Origin of the sequence: Arthrobacter sp. 4R501 (genome assembly GCF_002929755.1) — a bacterium.
In the GTDB taxonomy this organism is placed as follows: domain Bacteria; phylum Actinomycetota; class Actinomycetes; order Actinomycetales; family Micrococcaceae; genus Arthrobacter.
Genome location: NZ_PJIW01000029.1, coordinates 27,592 through 45,457, shown reverse-complemented (window position 1 = coordinate 45,457; position 17,866 = coordinate 27,592). Strand labels below are relative to the sequence as shown.

The following is a 17,866-nucleotide window of genomic DNA, read 5'->3' as shown; positions in this document are numbered from 1 at the left end:
GAAGCTAAGACCCACAGCGCCGATGGTACTGCACCCGGGAGGGTGTGGGAGAGTAGGTCACCGCCGGAACATCATTAAAAAATGGTCGAGAGCCCCCCAACCACCAGGTTGGGGGGCTCTCCCACTTTAACCACCACACCACAAACACACCCCGAACCGGCCACCCCACCGAAGACACGGCACCCAACAGCCCGGGACGCTCTCGCACTTAATGCAGTGATTTGGACACCCCCACCACCCGCAGCAATGTCGCGTCCGCACCCACCCGGCCCGCCGCCGTCGGAAACCGCACCCTGGACACAGGCCACTGCGGGAGCGTTCGCCGGAAACCCGCAGAAACTGCGAGAGCGTCAGCCTGGGAGTGTGAGCATTCCCACGACGGCGGTCTGGAGACGGATCCATGTCATCTGTTGGTGGGGTCTCGCCTAGAATTGACTGAGATGTACGGACTTCGAAGCGCTTGATTTCGGGTTGCGTAGGATAACGAAACACGGAACGAGCGGCTGCGATTGCGCCAGTGGTCGGCTCATAACAGGAGGAATCCCCATGGCTGAGCACAACGGCGGCAACCGCGGCGGCAACGACCGCGGTCCTTTCCGCGGCAACAACAATTCTGGTGGCGACCCGCGCGGATTCCGTTCCCGCGAAGACCGTAACCCGGACGCTCCGAAGCGCGCGCCTGGTTCCGGCGAACGTAAGCCTTTTGGTGATCGTCCGCGTCGTGAAGGTGATAGCGAGCGTCGGACCTTCGGTGGTGGAGAGCGAAAGCCTTTCAGTGGCGGCGGGGACCGGAAACCGTTCACGGGCGGCGGCGGTGGTGAGCGCAAGCCTTACGGTGACCGTGACAACAAGCCTTATGGTGACCGTCCGCGTCGTGAAGGTGACGGTGAGCGTCGCAGCTTTGGCGGCGGGGACCGGAAACCGTTCACGGGCGGCGGCGGTGGTGAGCGCAAGCCTTACGGTGACCGTGACAACAAGCCTTATGGTGACCGTCCGCGTCGTGAAGGTGACGGTGAGCGTCGCAGCTTTGGCGGCGGGGACCGGAAACCGTTCACGGGCGGCGGCGGTGGTGAGCGCAAGCCTTACGGTGACCGTGACAACAAGCCTTATGGTGACCGTCCGCGTCGTGAAGGTGACGGTGAGCGTCGCAGCTTTGGCGGCGGAGAGCGCAAGCCTTTTAGCGGCGGCGACAACCGCAAGCCGTTCGGTGACCGCCAGGACCGTGCCCCCCGCAGCTTCGACCGTGGTGATTCCGGCCCCCGCCAGTTCGGCAGGGACCGTGCGGAAGACCGCCCGGTCCGTGTACCCAACGCGCGTGATCTTCGCAGCGCCAACCGCCCGGACCGCGAACGTTCCCCGGAAATCGATGAGGATGTCACGGGCAAGGAGCTTGACCGCGCTACGCAGCACCAGATCAAGACCCTGGAAGACAAGAGCGCCGAGTGGGTTGCCCGCCACCTGGTAATGGCCGGACGCCTGATCGACGAAGAGCCCGAGCTGGCTTTCCAGCATGCCCTTGCCGCGAGCCGGCGTGGCGGCCGGCTGGCTGCCGTCCGTGAAGCCGTCGGACTTACTGCTTACGCGGCAGGACACTACGGCGAAGCACTGCGCGAATTCCGGACCTACCGCCGCATCAGCGGTTCAAACGTCCACCTGCCCGTGATGGCAGACTGCGAACGCGGACTCGGCCGGCCTGACCGCGCCCTCGACGTTGTACGTTCCGAGGAAGCCAAAGACCTTGACGCCCCCGGCAAAGTCGAACTGGCCATCGTTGCGGCCGGTGCACGGACTGACCTCGGACAGCTGGACGCTGCCGTAGCAGAACTGGAAATTGCCCAGCTGGATATTAACCGGGCGTTCTCCTACAGCCCGCGGCTGTTCCGGGCGTACGCAAACGCCCTGTCGGCCGTTGGCCGCGAAGATGAGGCGGCAAAATGGCAGAAGCAGGCAGTTGTGGCTGAAAATGCCCTGGGCCTCGGCGTCGATGAGGAACCCGACATTGTGGACCTCGGCTGGGACGAGGAAGAGGAAGCCCGGGAAGAAGCCCAGCGCCGACGTCTGCTGGAGCGCGCTGCCGCAGGCCCCGAAGCCGCTGCATCCACACCTGCTGCCCGGACCGAAGCAGCCGCGGACAAGACTGCCGTTGAGGCCGCCGCCGTGGAAGCAGACATCGACGACGTGGAATCGGATTTTTTCGAGTCCGATGACGCGGAGTCCGACGAGGATTCCCTCGAAGCAGATGAGCTGGAAGCCGGTGACGCCGAGCACAATGAAGCCGAGCACGGCGAAGAAGTGCGCGATGAAGAAGAGCACAGCGAAGCAGACGACAGCAGCAACGCCACTGATAGCCACTCTGACGGACGGGACAGCTAGCCCGCTATGACTGAAGTTCCACTGATTTCCCTGTTCGACGCCCTGTTGGCGGACCTGGACGGCGTGGTCTATGCCGGGCAGCACGCCATCCCAGGCGCCGTGGACTCGCTGCAGCAACTGGAGGGTTTGGGCATTGGCCTGGGGTATGTCACCAACAATGCCTCCCGCACCCCGGCGCAGGTAGCGGCGCATCTCCGTGAATTGGGTGCACCGGCAGACGACGACCAGGTGGTCAGTTCCTCGCAGGCCGCGGCCGAACTCCTGGCGTCACTCGTCGCCCCCGGTGCGCGGGTGCTGATCACCGGTAGCCCCGCTCTGGCGCAGGAAATCGAACTGGTGGGACTGACCCCTGTCTACAGCCAGGACGAGGATCCGGTGGCCGTGGTCCAGGGATTCAATCCCGGGATCGGCTGGAAAGATCTTGCCGAGGCGGCGTACGTCGTGTCGGCCGGAGCACTGTGGATCGCAACCAACACCGATATGTCCATTCCGCAGGCACGCGGCATAGCCCCGGGCAACGGCACCCTGGTGGCAGCTGTAGCCGCCGCCACCGGACAGACGCCGCGGGTTGCCGGCAAGCCGGAGGCTCCGCTTTTCCATGCAGCCGCCAAACGGCTCGCCGCTGACCGCCCGCTGGTGGTGGGCGACCGTCTGGACACCGACATCCTCGGCGGCAACAACGCCGGGTTTGCCACGGTGGCAGTGCTGACCGGCGTCGACACCACAGCTACCATCCTGGCCGCACGCACTGCGGAACGCCCGGACTACATCATCAATTCCCTCAGCGACCTCCACCGCCCCTACCCGGCGCTGGACGACACTGACGGAACCCACCGCTGCGGGGCCTCCACTGCGCGGGTCAGCGGTGACACTATCCACGTCAGCGGCAGCAAGCGCGACCTGGATTCCTGGCGGGCCGCCTGCGCAGCCTGGTGGACTGCGGTCCCCGACGCCGCACTGCCCACGGAACCCAAACTCGAGTGGCGCAATCATTAGACTGGTCCAATGACTGAGCTGAACGAACCGCATTATCCGGAAGCAGCCCAGCCAACGCCGGAATGGCCGGACACAGGGGCGCCGGCAACCACCGATCCATCCATTGCGGCGATAACGGCCGCGCTGGACGGCGTCGAACGGTTGCCCGTGTCTGAGCATGAGGCTGTTTACAGCGACCTCCACGATGCCCTGCTGCACGCGTTGAACGAAGAGGCCCAAACGGCGAAGGAGAAGCTTGAGCATGGCACGACTTGACCAGGCGCTCGTCGCCCGGGGCCTGGCCAGGTCCCGGACCCACGCTGCTTCGTTGATCGCCGAGGGCAAGGTGAGCTCGGCCGGGCAGGTCCTGTCCAAGGCGTCCCTCCAGGTCGACGACGGCAAGGACCTGTCGGTCGAGCACACGGAAGAGGACAGCTACGTCAGCCGGGCCGGGCACAAGCTGGCGGGCGCGCTGGACGTCTTCCCGGAGGTCACGGTTGCCGGCAAAAGGTGCCTGGACGCCGGCGCCTCCACCGGCGGCTTCACCGAGGTGCTCCTGCGGCGCGGTGCGGCACACGTGGTGGCGGTCGACGTCGGCCATGACCAGCTGGTCCCGCAGCTCCGCGCCGATGACCGCGTAGCCGTGCATGAAGGCATGAACGTGCGGTACATGGCGCCGGAGGACATCGGCGGCCGGGCCGAACTCACGGTGGCCGACCTCTCCTTCATCTCGCTGACCCTGGTGGTCCTGCCCCTGGCGCTGTGCACGCAGCCGGGCGGCGACCTGGTGCTGATGGTGAAGCCCCAGTTCGAGATCGGCAAGGACCGGCTGGGCCGCACCGGCGTGGTCACCTCCGAGCGCGAACGCCGGATGGCAGTGGAAAAAGTTGCTAATGCAGCGCTCGACGCCGGACTGGACTTATGCGGCTTGGCGGCCAGTCCGCTGCCGGGCCAGGACGGAAACGTCGAATACTTCCTGTGGATAAAGCGCAGGATGACCCAAGACCTGCCTAAGATCGAAGAGCGCCTCGCAGCCATTGACGGATTGCTTGGCCGAATCTGGCCGAACCACTAGAAAGCGGAACCCGATGAGCAGGCGAGTACTTGTCCTTGCCCACACTGGCCGCGAGGAGTCACTGAAGGCCGCCTGGGAAGCCTGCGCCCAACTGCATGACTCCGGCATTGTTCCGGTCATGCAGGAGTCCGAACTGCGGGACATGGAAAGATTCTTCGGGCAACTCACGCAGCCGGTGGAGATCCTGCACGACCACGTACAGCTGCCGGACGTCGAGCTGGTGATGGTCCTGGGCGGTGACGGCACCATCCTGCGCGCCGCGGAGCTGGTGCGGGAGGTGGACGTACCCTTGCTGGGCGTCAACCTTGGCCACGTCGGCTTCCTGGCAGAGAGCGAGCGGGCGGACCTGACCCAGACGGTGGAATGGATTGCCCGCCGGGACTACACAGTTGAAGAGCGCATGACCATCGACGTCCAGGTCTGGGTCCGCGGCCAGAAGATCTGGCACACCTGGGCCCTGAACGAGGCCGCTATCGAAAAAGGCAACCGCGAACGCATGATCGAGGTGGTGACCGAAGTGGACGAGCGCCCGCTGACGTCCTTCGGCTGCGACGGTGTGGTGGTGGCCACCCCCACAGGCTCCACCGCGTACGCGTTTTCCGCCGGCGGGCCCGTCGTATGGCCGGAGGTCGAGGCCCTGGTGATAGTTCCCATCAGCGCCCACGCGCTCTTTGCCAAACCGCTCGTGGTATCGCCCCGGTCCCGGCTGGCCGTGGAAGTCCTCACCCGAACCGGTGCCCAGGGGGTGCTCTGGTGCGATGGCCGGCGCTCCGTGGACCTGCCGCCCGGCGCCCGGGTTGAAGTGACCAAGTCCGCCACTCCGGTCCGGCTGGCCAGGACGCACCAGACGCCCTTTTCAGCGCGTCTGGTCCGCAAATTTGAACTTCCCATTCACGGCTGGCGCGGCCCCGTGCCGCAGTCGGAGACCATCCACACCGGACCCATCCCGATCGTCCGGACGCCGCGGCCCAGGCCGCCGCTCCAGCTTGCCTCCGGCGACCAGCCGGAGGACGATACCGATCCCGCGACCGCAAAGTGAACCATGCTTGAAGAACTGAGAATCCGCGATCTGGGCGTCATCACCGACGCCACGCTGCCGCTGGGCCCCGGGCTGAGCGTCGTTACCGGCGAAACCGGAGCCGGCAAAACGATGGTGGTCACCGCCGTCGGCCTCCTGCTGGGGGCGAGGTCCGACGCCGGTGCGGTCCGGAGCGGCGCGAAGAGCGCCACGGCGGAGGCCGTCCTCAAGCTCGACGCCGGGCATCCGGCGATTGCCCGGGCAGCTGAAGCGGGTGCCGACGTGGAGGAGTTCGACGGCGGCGCTGAGCTTATCCTTGCGCGTCGCCTCGGTGCGGACGGGCGCAGCCGGGCCTTCCTGGGTGGGCGGGCAGCCCCCGTGGGCGTCCTCGCGGAGATCGGTGAAACCCTCGTGGTGGTCCACGGCCAGTCGGACCAGATCAGGCTGAAGGGGGCGGCCGCCCAGCGCGGTGCCCTGGACAAATTTGCCGGCGATGCGCTGGCCGGCCCGTTGGTCTCCTACCAGGCGCTCTACAGCCATTGGAAGGCCAGCCAGGCGGAGCTGGAAGCCTTGCGCAGCGCCGCCCGCGATAGGCTCCGCGAGGCCGAGTCGCTCGAAGTTGCGCTGGCCGAAATCAGCAACGTGGATCCGCAGCCGGGGGAGGACGAGTCCCTCAAAGCTGAGGCCGTGAAACTGGCCAACGTGGAAGAGCTCAGGATTGCGGCGAACACGGCGCACCAGGCGCTCATCGCGGAGGACTACGGTGACGCGGGTGACGCCACCACCCTCGTGGACGTTGCGAAAAGAACGTTGGAGCACGTGGCCGAGCACGACGCCGAGCTGGGGTCCGCAGCTGCCCGGTTGGCCGAAGTGGGCTTTCTGCTCAACGACATCGCTACGGAGCTGGCGAGCTACCAGGCCGGCCTGGACTCGGAGGGCCCCGAACGCCTGGCTGAGATCGAGGACCGGCGGGCCGCACTGGCCACCTTGGTCCGCAAGTACGCCCCAAGCATCGACGAAGTCCTGGTGTGGGCGGAAAACGCCCGGGTCCGTTTCGACGAGCTGCAGGACGACTCCACCAGGATCGAAGCCCTGGACGCCGACGTGGTCCGGACCGAAGCGGAACTGCAGAAGCAGGCAGCCGCCGTCAGCAAAATCCGGGCCAAGGCTGCCAAGGACCTGTCCGGCCGGGTAAGTGCGGAGCTGAAGGCACTCGCCATGGCGGACGCCACCCTGGTGATCACACGTGAGGCGGCCGCCCAGTTGACACCGCATGGAGGGGACGAGATCACGTTCCTGCTGCAGCCGCACTCCGGTGCGCCAGCCCGTCCGCTGGGCAAGGGCGCCTCCGGTGGTGAACTGTCCCGCGTGATGCTGGCCATCGAGGTGGTGCTGGCCGCGGTGGACCCGGTTCCCACGTTTGTGTTCGACGAGGTGGACGCCGGGGTCGGCGGGCGGGCCGCCGTCGAAATTGGCCGGCGGCTGGCCATGCTGGCACAGCACGTGCAGGTCCTGGTGGTCACGCACCTGCCGCAGGTGGCAGCCTTCGCGGACCAGCACATCACCGTCACCAAGACTTCCGTCAGAGGGGCCGACGGCGGCACCGCCACCGGGTTCACGTCCAGTGATGTTCGCCTCCTCGACGGCCCGGAGCGGGTGCGGGAGCTCGCCCGGATGCTGGCCGGCCAGGAGGATTCAGAATCGGCCCAGGCGCACGCCCAGGAGCTGCTGGACGACGCAAAACTGCTGCCGCAGCGGGCCTGACGGCGGACACCCCTTGATCGGAGGGGGCCTCGCCCTGCACACTGGATCATTTGGGGAGACAGTTCCTGATCAGGGAAAGGCTCAATTGATGATAGGCTCGAATTCCGTGGTGCAGCGATCAAATTCCCGTGTAAATTCCCGGTTCCCGGGCTCGTCCAAGACGACCAAACACATCTTCGTAACCGGTGGTGTGGCGTCCTCGCTCGGTAAGGGGCTGACGGCTTCGAGCCTCGGTCACCTCCTGCGGGCACGCGGCCTGTCTGTAACTATGCAGAAGCTCGACCCCTATCTGAACGTGGATCCGGGCACGATGAACCCCTTCCAGCACGGCGAGGTCTTCGTCACCGACGACGGCGCCGAGACGGACCTGGACATCGGACACTACGAGCGGTTCCTCGACGAAAACCTCGAGGGCTCAGCCAACGTGACCACCGGCCAGGTCTACTCCACCGTGATCGCCAAGGAACGCCGCGGCGAATACCTCGGTGACACCGTCCAGGTCATTCCGCACATCACCGATGAGATCAAGCGGCGTATGCGGCTCCCGTCCGAAGGCAAGAACGCGCCGGACGTCATCATCACCGAAATCGGCGGCACCGTGGGCGACATCGAGTCGCAGCCCTTCCTCGAGTCCGCCCGCCAGGTCCGCCAGGACATCGGCCGCGGCAACGTCTTCTTCGTCCACGTCTCCCTGGTGCCCTACATCGGACCCTCGCAGGAGCTGAAGACCAAACCAACGCAGCACTCCGTGGCAGCCCTGCGCTCCATCGGCATCCAGCCCGAGGCAATCGTGGTCCGCTCGGACCGCGAAGTCCCCGAACCCATGCGCGCCAAGATCGGCCGCATGTGCGACGTCGATATCGAAGCCGTCATCGGATGCCCGGATGCCCCCAGCATCTACGACATCCCCAAGACCCTGCACACCCAGGGACTGGATTCCTACATCGTCCGCGCCCTGGACCTGCCATTCAAGGACGTTGACTGGACGAGCTGGGACAAGCTGCTCGAAGCGGTCCACAACCCCAAGCACCACGTGGAAATCGCACTGGTGGGCAAGTACATCGACCTGCCTGACGCCTACCTGTCCGTGACCGAGGCCCTGCGTGCCGGCGGCTTCGCCAACGACACCAAGGTCAAGATCCGCTGGGTACCGTCGGATGAGTGCGAAACGCATGAAGGCGCCGTGGCGTCCCTGGACGGCGTGGACGCCATCTGCGTTCCTGGCGGCTTCGGCATCCGCGGCCTCGAAGGCAAGCTGGGCGCCCTGAAGTACGCCCGCGAAACCAAGCTGCCGGTCCTGGGCCTGTGCCTGGGCCTGCAGTGCATGGTGATCGAATATGCGCGCAACGTGGTGGGCCTCGAAGGAGCTTCCTCGTCCGAGTTCGAACCGGACTCCAAATACCCGGTGATTGCCACCATGGAAGAGCAGCTGGACATCGTGGACGGCAAGGGTGACCTTGGCGGCACCATGCGCCTGGGCCTGTACGAGGCAAAGCTCGACGACGGCTCGGTCATTGCAGAGACCTACGGCAAAACCACTGTCAGCGAACGCCACCGGCACCGCTACGAGGTCAACAACAAGTACCGCGACCAGATCGCTGCCGAGGGTCTTGTATTCTCCGGAACGTCACCGGACGGCAAGCTCGTGGAATTCGTTGAGCTGCCCCGCGAGGTCCACCCGTTCTACGTGGCAACCCAGGCGCACCCCGAACTGAGCTCACGGCCCACGCGGCCGCATCCGCTCTTCGCCGGGCTCGTTAAGGCCGCCCTGGACCACCAGAACGCACAGGACGCGCCGGCAGCCAAGCCGTTGCGTACGGTTGCCGCAAAATAAAACCGAATAAGTAGAGGACGGCGCGATGCCCGGCACACCTGAAACCCCCCAAGCTGCACGGCAGGTTTCGGATGCACCGAGCCCGCGCCGTCTTCTGTCTACGGAGAAGGTCTATGAAGGCCGGATCTGGGATGTAGTCAGCGACAGCTTCCAGCTGAGCGAAACTGGGGAGTCCCTGACCCGGGACTACATCGACCACCCTGGCGCCGTGGCCGTCCTGCCCATGAACGATGCCGGCGAGGTTCTGCTGATCAGGCAGTACCGGCACCCCGTGGGCATGGACCTTTGGGAAATCCCGGCCGGCCTGCTGGATGTGGAAGGCGAGGATTTTGTGGCGGGTGCTGCCCGCGAACTCGCCGAGGAGGCGGACCTCGCGGCCGGCGAATGGAACGTCCTGGCGGACTTCTTCAACTCGCCGGGCTCCTCCAGTGAGGCCATCCGCATCTACCTCGCCCGGGACCTCACGGACGTGCCTCACCACGAACGCCATGAGCGGACCGATGAGGAGGCCGAGATTGAGTTCCACTGGATCGCTTTGGACGACGCCGTGGCCGCGGTCCTGGAAGGCAGGCTGCACAACCCGTCCGCCGTCGTCGGAATCTTGGCCGCCGCCGCGGCGAAAGCTGACGGCTTCGCCGGATTGCGTTCCGCGGATGCACCCTGGCCTGCGCACCCCAGCCAGCGTTGATGACGGCGAGTACTGAGGCAGAAGCCCCGACGCCCCCCGTCCGGCCACAGCCCGCCATCGACCTCGCCATCACCGAGTATCTGCAACATATGGGCGTGGAACGCGGCCTGGCAGCCAACACACTCTCCGCGTACCGCCGTGACCTTGCGCGCTACTCCCGTTACGTGACGTCGGAGGGCTGCCAGGGCCCGGGCCAGATCACCCGCCAGCACGTGACGGGGTTCGTGATGGCCCTCAACGACGGATCCGACGGCGGCACGGCCCTGGGCGTCCGGTCTGCTGCCCGGACTGTGGTGGCCGTCCGGGGGCTCCACAAGTTCTGGGCGCTGGAGGGGATCACAACGACGGACCCCGCCAGCGACGTTCACCCGCCCATGCCCGGCAAACGGCTGCCCAAGGCAATCAGCGTGGACGAAGTCACCCGGATCCTTGAAGCCGCGGGCACGGACACTGCCACCGGGCTCAGGGACCGCGCCCTGCTCGAATTTCTCTATTCCACCGGGGCGAGGATCAGCGAGGCCGTGGGCCTGGACGTTGACGACATCGCCCTGCACGAGGCCGAAGCCGGGCCCGCCGTGGTCCGCCTGTTCGGCAAGGGATCCAGGGAACGGCTGGTGCCGCTGGGATCCTATGGGGCGCGGGCTGTGGACGCGTACCTGGTGCGCGGCCGTCCACTGCTGGCGGCGAAGGGCAAGGGAACACCCGCCCTGTTCCTGAACGCCCGCGGAGGCAGGATCAGCCGGCAAAGCGCCTGGACCATCCTGAAGGCGGCGGCGGACAAAGCCAACGTCACCAAGGATGTTTCGCCGCACACACTGCGGCACTCCTTCGCGACGCATCTGCTCGAAGGCGGCGCCGATGTCCGCGTGGTGCAGGAACTCCTGGGGCACGCCTCAGTCACCACAACGCAGGTCTACACCCTGGTTACGGCTGACACACTGAGGGAAATTTATGCAGCAGCCCACCCCCGGGCGCTGGGCTGACGCCGGCGGCCAGGCTATAGGGTTGGGGGCATGACGTTTACCCCTGTCACCCTGTGCTTTCTCATCCGTGAGTCCGCCGGTGTGCCGCAGGTCCTGCTTGGCCTGAAGAAGACCGGCTTCGGCCGCGGCAAGGTGGTGGGCCTCGGGGGTCATGTTGAGCCGGGGGAGACGGATGCAGAGGCTGCCTGCCGCGAAGTCCACGAGGAAGCCGGGATTGTGGTCCGGCAGGAGGATCTGCGCGACGCCGGGGTGGTGACCTTCGATTTTCCTGCCCGCCCGGAGTGGAACATGAGTTCGCGGCTCTTTGTCGCAGCTAATTGGACCGGGCAGCCGGCCGAAAGTGTCGAGATTCGGCCGGAATGGTTCGACGTCGGCGCCTTGCCGGTGGATCGGATGTGGCAGGACGCAGCGCACTGGCTGCCGCTCGCGCTTGCCGGGTCTTTCTTGTGCCTGACAGTGGTCCTGAACGATGACAACGAGACCGTCCGCGAAGTGCTGGACTGATCACGGCCACCTCTGCGTTGGCGTAACGGCCGACGGCGGGCCGGCCACCTTCAAAGGTGACCGGCCCGCCGTCGTGCGTTATAGAGGTTTGGGAGCCGGTTGGGCCCACGCCGGCGAGGGACCCGAACCGAGCTTGCGAGGTTTGGGAGCCGATGGGGAGGTTACGGAACGTGCCGTTCATCCGGTCCGTTGTACTCGCTCAGCGGGCGGATCAGGGAGTTGCTGGCTGCCTGTTCCATGATGTGGGCGGTCCACCCGGTGATGCGGCTGGCCACAAACAGGGGAGTGAACGTGGCAGTGTCGAAGCCCATCAGGTGGTAGGTGGGGCCGGCCGGGTAGTCGAGGTTCGGTTTGATGGCTTTGGCCTCGTCCATGGCCTGCTCGAGGCCGTTGTACAGCCCCAGCAGTTCAGGGCGGCCGTAGTGGGCGATCATCTTGTCCAGCGCGGCCTTCATGGTGGGGACGCGGGAGTCCCCGTGTTTGTAGACGCGGTGGCCGAAGCCCATTACCTTTTTCTTCTGGGCCAGGGCGTCCTCCATCCAGGCCTTGGCGCGGGCGGCGGCTTCGTCCAGTGATTCCTCCGGCCGGATGCCGATTTCGTCGAAGGTGTGCATGACGGCTTCGTTGGCGCCGCCATGGAGCGGGCCCTTGAGTGCGCCGATTGCGCCCGTTACTGCCGAGTGCAGGTCGGACAGGCTGGAGGTGATCACGCGGGCGGTGAAGGTGGAGGCGTTGAAGGAGTGCTCGGCGTACAGGATCATCGAGACGTTGAAGGCCTCCACGACCTCCGGGACCTGGTCTTCGCCGAACGCCATCCACAGGAAGTTTTCCGAGTAGCCCAGGTCATCCCGGGGCTCCACGACTTCCTGGCCGCGCCGGCGTCGCTGGTCGTAGGCGACCACCGCGGGCATAGCGGCGAAGAGGTCCACGGCCTTGGCCATGTTGGCCTCGGGCGAGGAGTCCTCGGCCAGGGGGTGGCGGGCGCCCATGACGGATGCTGCGGTCCGGCAGACATCCATCGGGTGCGCGGTAGTGGGAATTGTGTCGACGATCTTCTTCACCACGGGATCAAGGGCACGGCCGGCGCGCTCGCGGGCAGAGAATGCGGACAGCTCATCGGGGGTGGGCAGTTCGCCGTTCCACAAGAGGAAGGCCACTTCCTCGAAGCTGCATTTGGCGGCGAGCTCCTGGACGGGATAGCCGCGGTAAAGCAGCGAATTCGTGTCCGGGTTGACCTTCGAAACCGCGGTGTAGTCCACCACGACGCCGGCCAGGCCCTTCTTGATATCGACAGCAACCATGCTGTCCTCCTTCGTTCATTAGGCAAGCCCGGACGTGCCGGAATGCTTGCAGTATCCTTGGTGGCTCCCGGGTCCTAGCGGACGCCGGGAATATGGAAGTTGAAAACGCCGGTATCGAAGTGGTTGTAGGCCTCATAATCCACAAGGTCATAAAGCCGCGCACGGGTGAGCATGTTCTCCACCTGTGCTTCCTGCGACCCTGTTGCCTTGATCGATTCCAGAGTACGCTCTGCTGCGCCCATGGCAATGCGCAGCAGCGTGACCGGGTAAATGACCATGTTGACGCCCACACCCTGCAGCTGGTCCACGGTGAACAGATCGCTCTTGCCGAACTCGGTCATGTTGGCAAGGATCGGCACGTCCACGGCGTCGCGGATGGCCTGGAACTCGGACAGGTCCTTCATCGCTTCCGGGAAGATGGCGTCCGCCCCGGCTTCCACGAGGGCCCGTGCCCGGTCCTTGGCGGCTTCGATTCCCTCCACGGCGCGGATATCGGTCCGGGCCATGATGAGGAAGTTCGGATCCCTGCGGGCGTCGGCTGCGGCGCGGATGCGCTTGGTGGCCGTGTCCTGGTCCACCACGTTCTTGCCGTCCAGGTGCCCGCAGCGCTTGGGATTGAACTGGTCTTCGATGTGGCAGCCGGCCAGGCCGGCGTTCTCCAGTTCCTGGATGCTGCGGGCCACGTTCATGGGCTCGCCGAAGCCGGTGTCCGCGTCCACCAGCGTGGGCAGGTCGGTCATGCGGGCGATTTGCCCGGCACGGGTGGCCACCTCGGTGAGGGTGGTCAGCCCGATGTCCGGCAGGCCAAGGTCATTGGCCAGCACGGCTCCGGAGACGTAAACACCGGCGAAGCCCTTTTCCTCGATCAGCCGCGCCGAGAGCGGGTTGAAGGCGCCCGGGAACTGTTGGATGGTGCCGGACGCGAGCATGTCGCGCAGCGCGATGCGCTTCTGTTCCGGGGTTGTCTTGGAATACAGCATCTGGTTCTCCTGTGGGGGTGGGTAAGCAGAGCTTAGAAGAGGCCGGCCGGTGCGTTACTGAGGTCGATGACACCCGGAGCGGCGGTGATGTTCAGCTGGTCCAGTTCGCCCGGGCCCAGGTCGGGGAGGCTTTCGGCGGCCGCGAGGAAACGCTCGATTTCCGCCTCGGCGACCAGGCCGGCTGCCAGGCTGCGGAACTTGTTGATGTACTGCTGGCGGGCGAACGGCCGGGCGCCGAGCGGGTGGGCGTCGGCGACAGCGATCTGGTCGGTGATGACCGTGCCGTCTTTCAGGGTGATTTCCACGGAACCGCCGAAGGCTTTCTCGGCGATGTCCAGCGAGTGGTAGCGGCGGGTCCATTCGGCGTCTTCGACGGTGCTGACCTTGTTCCACAGCTCCACGGTGTCGGCGCGGCCGGCACGCTCAGGACTGTAGGAGTCCACGTGGTGCCAGGAGCCGTCCTGGAGTGCCACGGTGAAGATGTATGGGATGGAGTGGTCCAGGGTTTCCCGGCTGGCCGTGGGGCTGTATTTCTGCGGGTCGTTGGCGCCGGAACCGATCACGTAGTGCGTGTGGTGGCTGGTCTTGATCAGGACTGACGCCACGTTGGCCGGGTCGGTGGCCTCGGGGTGCTCGGTGTGGAGCTTGCGGGCAAGGTCGATCCAGGCCTGGGCCTGGTATTCCGCGGAGTGTTCCTTGGTGTACGTGTCCATGATGGCGCGCTTGGCTTCGCCGGCCTCGGGCAGCGGGACCTCGTACGAGGCGTCCGGGCCGTCCAGCATCCAGGCGATCACGCCGTCCTCGCCCTCGTAGATCGGCACCGGAGAGGTCTGGCCGCGCATGGAGCGGTCCACGGCTTCCACCGCCATCTTGCCCGCGAACGCCGGTGCGTGCGCCTTCCAGGTGGAGATCTCACCCTTACGGGATTGCCGGGTGGCGGTGGTGGTGTGCAGCGCCTGGCCGACGGACTGGAAGATCGTCTCGACGTCCAGGCCCAGGAGTGTGCCGATACCGGCGGCGGCGGACGGGCCGAGGTGCGCCACGTGGTCAATCTTGTGCTTGTGCAGGCAGATGGCCTTGACCAGGTTGACCTGGATCTCATAGCCGGTGGCAATGCCGCGGATCAGGTCCTTGCCGCTCGCGCCGACGTGCTGGCCGACGGCGAGAATCGGCGGGATGTTGTCGCCCGGGTGCGAGTAGTCAGCCGCCAGGAACGTGTCATGGTAGTCGAGTTCGCGGACGGCCACGCCGTTGGCCCAGGCTGCCCACTCGGGGGAGACGCGGTCCGTGATGCCGAACACGCCGGCTCCTTTGCCGTTGGTGGTCGGTGCGTGGGTCAGCGCCTGGGCGCGGGCAGCCACGATCGGGCCGCGGTTAAGGGAGGCGATGGCCACGGAGGCGTTGTCGATGACACGGTTGATGACCATCTCGGTGACCTCGGGCGTGACCTCGACGGCGTCGGCGGCGACGACGGCGATCTTGTGCGCCAGTTGGTCTTCGCGGGGGAGGTTCTCTTCGCTCTTGTAGACGCGGACGTGGTTGAGCTTAACCATGGTGCTCCTTCTTAGTGCTGTGGGTGGGTAGCTTTGACGTGGGAAAGGCTGCGGTGCAGGTGCAGGGTGGTGGCTGCTTCGGCGAGCCTGGCGTTGCCTGCGGCGATGGCCTCCGCGATGGCCGCGTGTTCGACGGCGGCCGCGTTCAGTCGCGGGGCGTCATCGGCGGCGAGGCGGCGGACGCGGACCAGATGGACACGCAGGCTGCGCATCGACTGGGCGAGGTAGGAGTTGGAGATGGCGGCGTCGATCGCCTCATCCAACCGGCCCACCAGGGCGTAGTACTCATGCCGGGCGGGATCGGCGTCGCTGATCAGCTCCTGCGCCCGCAGGAGATCCGCGTGGAGTTTCTCAAAGACCGCGCGCTCGCCGCGTTCGGCAGCAAGGGCGGCTGCCTTGCCCTCCAGGGTTTCGCGGAGCTCGAACATCTCGTCGATGTCCTCCAGTGAGATGTCGGTCACGACGACGCCGCGGCCGCCCGCCGCCGTCGTCAGTCCTTCCGCGCTGAGCCGGCTCAGCGCCTCCCGGACGGGAGTGCGTGAGACGCCCAGGCGTTCCGACTGCTCCACTTCGGCAAGGACCGTTCCGGGTGCCAGGCGCCATTCGATAATGTCTTCGCGAAGCGTTGCATAGGCTTTGTCGCTGGCCCGCATGGTCCCTCCCGTCAATCTGCTCATGGGCACCAGTGTATACACGAATTGCCGAATGACCCAGCAAAGGCCAGTACTTCAGCGAAATAGCTGCAGCAATGTATACATATGCCTTGTTTGCGGCGTGTTGACCGCATAGCATGGTGGCAACACAGCGACGTGAACGGGAGCCCATGATGGTCAGCGGAAATTACCGGGAAGCATATTCGCGCAGCATCGAACAGAAAGATGCCTTCTGGCTCGAGGCAGCAGGCGGCGTGACCTGGTCCAGGACTCCGGAAACCGCGCTTGAGGGATCGGCCGCCCCGCTGTTCCAATGGTTTCCCGATGGCATGCTCAACACGAGCTACAACGCCCTGGACCGCCACGTTGAGGCCGGCCGCGGGGACCAGGATGCCCTCATCTACGACTCCGCGATGCTCGGGATCAAACGCACGTACAGTTACGCCGAACTGACGGACCTCGTGGCGCGGTTCGCGGGAGTGCTGCGCTCGCAGGGAGTCCGCAAGGGGGACAGGGTGGTCATCTACATGCCCATGATTCCCGAGGCCGCCATCGCGATGCTGGCGACGGCCCGGCTCGGGGCCGTGCATTCGGTGGTCTTCGGCGGGTTCGCGCCCAAGGAACTCGCCGCCCGCATCAAGGATGCCGGTCCGGCCGCGATTGTGACGGCGTCCGGAGGGATTGAGCCCTCACGCCGGGTGGAGTATCTTCCTGCGGTTGCCGAAGCGCTCGAACTCGCCGGTGCCGGGCCGACGCCTGTCATAGTCAAGGGCCGGGAAGGCTTTGTGCACTCGGCCTCCGAGTATCCGGACTGGCTGGACTGGGACCGGTGCATTGAGGCTGCCGCCCCGGCGGCAGCAGTGGACGTCGCAGCAACCGACCCCCTCTACATCCTCTACACCTCGGGCACCACCGGCACGCCGAAGGGTGTCGTGCGGGACAACGGCGGGCATGCCGTGGCGCTCAGTTGGACCATGGCAAACATCTATGACGTCGGTCCGGGTGACGTGATGTGGACAGCGTCCGACGTCGGCTGGGTGGTGGGGCATTCCTACATTGTCTATGGCCCGCTGCTGGCCGGTGCCACCACGGTCCTCTACGAGGGCAAGCCCGTGGGGACCCCTGATGCGGGAGCATTTTGGCGCGTCGTGCAGGACCACAAGGTCAACGTCCTGTTCACCGCGCCCACCGCCCTGCGCGCGATCCGCAAGGCAGACCCCTATGCTGCGGAACTGGCCAACTACGACACCTCCACGCTGCGCACGTTGTTTGCCGCCGGCGAGCGGCTGGACACGGACACCTACCGCTGGGCAGGTGAGGTCCTGGGTGTTCCGGTGGTGGACCATTGGTGGCAGACCGAAACCGGATGGGCCATCTGCGCCAACCCGCGCGGGCTGGAGGACCTTCCCTTCAAGCCCGGGTCACCTACCGTGCCCATGCCCGGCTTCGAACTGAAGATTGTGGACGGCTCCGGGGCGGCGGTGCAGCCGGGGGAGGAGGGCAATATTGTCCTGCAGCTTCCCTTGCCTCCCGGTACCCTGACCACCCTCTGGCAGAACGACGACCGTTATGTGTCCTCGTACCTTGCGGCCTTTGAAGGCAGCTACGCCACAGGCGACAGCGGCTACCGGGATGCCGACGGCTACGTCTTTGTGATGGGCCGGACGGACGACATCATCAACGTGGCCGGCCACCGGCTGTCCACCGGTGCGATTGAGCAGGTCATCGCCAGCCACCCGGCCGTGGCCGAATGTGCCGTGATCGGCGTGGCGGATCCCCTCAAGGGGCAGCGCGCCAGCGGCTACGTGGTGCTCAAGGCAGGCGTGACCGCCAACGAGAACGAGGTGGTCCGCGAGCTGATCGCCCTTGTCAGGAAGGACATCGGACCGGTGGCCGACTTCAAGCACGCAACAGTGGTCGAAGCACTCCCCAAGACCAGGTCAGGGAAGATCCTGCGCAAGACCATGCGCCAGATTGCCGACGGCGACGAGTACGTTGTGCCCTCAACGATTGAGGATCCCGGGGTGATCGGGCAGTTGCTGGGTGTGCTCCGGCCGGAAGGCGCCGTTTAATACCCGCGGACGCCAAGAAGCCCCTGTTGCCTCATTGCAATACCTCCGGGAAGACTGATTCGTTGCCTCATCTGAAAACCTCCGGTTGAGGGT

General features: G+C 65.8%; 15 protein-coding genes. 11 read left to right on the top strand and 4 right to left on the bottom strand.

All coding sequences use genetic code 11. The features are described 5' to 3' along the window. The first annotated feature begins 546 nt into the window (after positions 1-546). The 10 genes from CXR02_RS20805 to CXR02_RS20760 all read left to right on the top strand — a co-directional run bounded on the left by CXR02_RS20805 (position 547) and on the right by CXR02_RS20760 (position 11,214). On the top strand, positions 547-2,373 hold the full coding sequence (locus CXR02_RS20805; protein WP_104063716.1) for a hypothetical protein: 1,827 nt from the start codon (positions 547-549) through the stop codon (positions 2,371-2,373). A gap of 6 nt (positions 2,374-2,379) precedes the next feature. Beyond that, positions 2,380-3,369: an HAD-IIA family hydrolase gene (locus tag CXR02_RS20800; RefSeq protein ID WP_104063715.1), complete on the top strand. Its 990-nt coding sequence runs from the start codon at positions 2,380-2,382 to the stop codon at positions 3,367-3,369. A gap of 9 nt (positions 3,370-3,378) precedes the next feature. After that, positions 3,379-3,624: a hypothetical protein gene (locus CXR02_RS20795; RefSeq protein WP_104063714.1), complete on the top strand. Its 246-nt coding sequence runs from the start codon at positions 3,379-3,381 to the stop codon at positions 3,622-3,624. Next, positions 3,611-4,423, top strand: coding sequence for a TlyA family RNA methyltransferase (locus tag CXR02_RS20790; RefSeq protein ID WP_104063713.1), 813 nt, complete (start codon positions 3,611-3,613; stop codon positions 4,421-4,423). The genes CXR02_RS20795 and CXR02_RS20790 overlap by 14 nt, the downstream gene beginning before the upstream one ends. A 13-nt stretch (positions 4,424-4,436) precedes the next feature. Continuing rightward, positions 4,437-5,462: an NAD kinase gene (locus tag CXR02_RS20785; RefSeq protein WP_104063712.1), complete on the top strand. Its 1,026-nt coding sequence runs from the start codon at positions 4,437-4,439 to the stop codon at positions 5,460-5,462. Positions 5,463-5,465: 3 nt separating this feature from the next. After that, entirely contained in the window at positions 5,466-7,205 is a 1,740-nt protein-coding gene (gene recN, locus CXR02_RS20780; protein ID WP_104063711.1) for a DNA repair protein RecN, read from the top strand. Between the two features lie 88 nt (positions 7,206-7,293). Next, entirely contained in the window at positions 7,294-9,039 is a 1,746-nt protein-coding gene (locus CXR02_RS20775; protein ID WP_104063710.1) for a CTP synthase, read from the top strand. A 25-nt stretch (positions 9,040-9,064) separates the two neighbouring features. Beyond that, a complete protein-coding gene (locus CXR02_RS20770) occupies positions 9,065-9,727 on the top strand; it encodes an NUDIX hydrolase (protein WP_104063709.1) in 663 nt (220 codons plus the stop codon). Further along, complete coding sequence (xerD, locus tag CXR02_RS20765; protein ID WP_258061154.1) at positions 9,727-10,710, top strand: site-specific tyrosine recombinase XerD; 984 nt, start codon at positions 9,727-9,729, stop codon at positions 10,708-10,710. The genes CXR02_RS20770 and xerD overlap by 1 nt, the downstream gene beginning before the upstream one ends. Before the next feature lie 30 nt (positions 10,711-10,740). Continuing rightward, on the top strand, positions 10,741-11,214 hold the full coding sequence (locus tag CXR02_RS20760) for an 8-oxo-dGTP diphosphatase (RefSeq protein ID WP_104063707.1): 474 nt from the start codon (positions 10,741-10,743) through the stop codon (positions 11,212-11,214). A 161-nt stretch (positions 11,215-11,375) separates the two neighbouring features. On the opposite strand, the gene CXR02_RS20755 is transcribed toward CXR02_RS20760, so the two are convergent. From CXR02_RS20755 to CXR02_RS20740, 4 genes are all read right to left on the bottom strand, one after another. Then, positions 11,376-12,515: a bifunctional 2-methylcitrate synthase/citrate synthase gene (locus tag CXR02_RS20755; protein WP_104063706.1), complete on the bottom strand. Its 1,140-nt coding sequence runs from the start codon at positions 12,513-12,515 to the stop codon at positions 11,376-11,378. A 74-nt stretch (positions 12,516-12,589) separates the two neighbouring features. Further along, on the bottom strand, positions 12,590-13,495 hold the full coding sequence (gene prpB / locus CXR02_RS20750; protein WP_104063705.1) for a methylisocitrate lyase: 906 nt from the start codon (positions 13,493-13,495) through the stop codon (positions 12,590-12,592). A 32-nt stretch (positions 13,496-13,527) separates the two neighbouring features. After that, the gene (locus tag CXR02_RS20745) at positions 13,528-15,048 is read right to left on the bottom strand and encodes an MmgE/PrpD family protein (protein WP_104063704.1); all 1,521 of its coding nucleotides are present in this window, start codon (positions 15,046-15,048) and stop codon (positions 13,528-13,530) included. Positions 15,049-15,059: 11 nt separating this feature from the next. Next, positions 15,060-15,701: a GntR family transcriptional regulator gene (locus CXR02_RS20740; RefSeq protein ID WP_104063703.1), complete on the bottom strand. Its 642-nt coding sequence runs from the start codon at positions 15,699-15,701 to the stop codon at positions 15,060-15,062. Between the two features lie 173 nt (positions 15,702-15,874). Here CXR02_RS20740 and CXR02_RS20735 point away from each other — a divergent pair, with 173 nt between their 5' ends. Further along, on the top strand, positions 15,875-17,773 hold the full coding sequence (locus CXR02_RS20735; RefSeq protein ID WP_104063719.1) for an AMP-binding protein: 1,899 nt from the start codon (positions 15,875-15,877) through the stop codon (positions 17,771-17,773). Positions 17,774-17,866: the final 93 nt, after the last annotated feature.

What these genes read in the sequence shown, in the direction of transcription:
- CXR02_RS20805 (WP_104063716.1), top strand. Translation starts at nt 547, where the DNA reads ATGGCTGAGCACAACGGCGGCAACCGCGGCGGCAACGACCGCGGTCCT.
- CXR02_RS20800 (WP_104063715.1), top strand. Translation starts at nt 2,380, where the DNA reads ATGACTGAAGTTCCACTGATTTCCCTGTTCGACGCCCTGTTGGCGGAC.
- CXR02_RS20795 (WP_104063714.1), top strand. Translation starts at nt 3,379, where the DNA reads ATGACTGAGCTGAACGAACCGCATTATCCGGAAGCAGCCCAGCCAACG.
- CXR02_RS20790 (WP_104063713.1), top strand. Translation starts at nt 3,611, where the DNA reads ATGGCACGACTTGACCAGGCGCTCGTCGCCCGGGGCCTGGCCAGGTCC.
- CXR02_RS20785 (WP_104063712.1), top strand. Translation starts at nt 4,437, where the DNA reads ATGAGCAGGCGAGTACTTGTCCTTGCCCACACTGGCCGCGAGGAGTCA.
- recN (WP_104063711.1), top strand. Translation starts at nt 5,466, where the DNA reads ATGCTTGAAGAACTGAGAATCCGCGATCTGGGCGTCATCACCGACGCC.
- CXR02_RS20775 (WP_104063710.1), top strand. Translation starts at nt 7,294, where the DNA reads ATGATAGGCTCGAATTCCGTGGTGCAGCGATCAAATTCCCGTGTAAAT.
- CXR02_RS20770 (WP_104063709.1), top strand. Translation starts at nt 9,065, where the DNA reads ATGCCCGGCACACCTGAAACCCCCCAAGCTGCACGGCAGGTTTCGGAT.
- xerD (WP_258061154.1), top strand. Translation starts at nt 9,727, where the DNA reads ATGACGGCGAGTACTGAGGCAGAAGCCCCGACGCCCCCCGTCCGGCCA.
- CXR02_RS20760 (WP_104063707.1), top strand. Translation starts at nt 10,741, where the DNA reads ATGACGTTTACCCCTGTCACCCTGTGCTTTCTCATCCGTGAGTCCGCC.
- CXR02_RS20755 (WP_104063706.1), bottom strand. Translation starts at nt 12,515, where the DNA reads ATGGTTGCTGTCGATATCAAGAAGGGCCTGGCCGGCGTCGTGGTGGAC.
- prpB (WP_104063705.1), bottom strand. Translation starts at nt 13,495, where the DNA reads ATGCTGTATTCCAAGACAACCCCGGAACAGAAGCGCATCGCGCTGCGC.
- CXR02_RS20745 (WP_104063704.1), bottom strand. Translation starts at nt 15,048, where the DNA reads ATGGTTAAGCTCAACCACGTCCGCGTCTACAAGAGCGAAGAGAACCTC.
- CXR02_RS20740 (WP_104063703.1), bottom strand. Translation starts at nt 15,701, where the DNA reads ATGCGGGCCAGCGACAAAGCCTATGCAACGCTTCGCGAAGACATTATC.
- CXR02_RS20735 (WP_104063719.1), top strand. Translation starts at nt 15,875, where the DNA reads ATGGTCAGCGGAAATTACCGGGAAGCATATTCGCGCAGCATCGAACAG.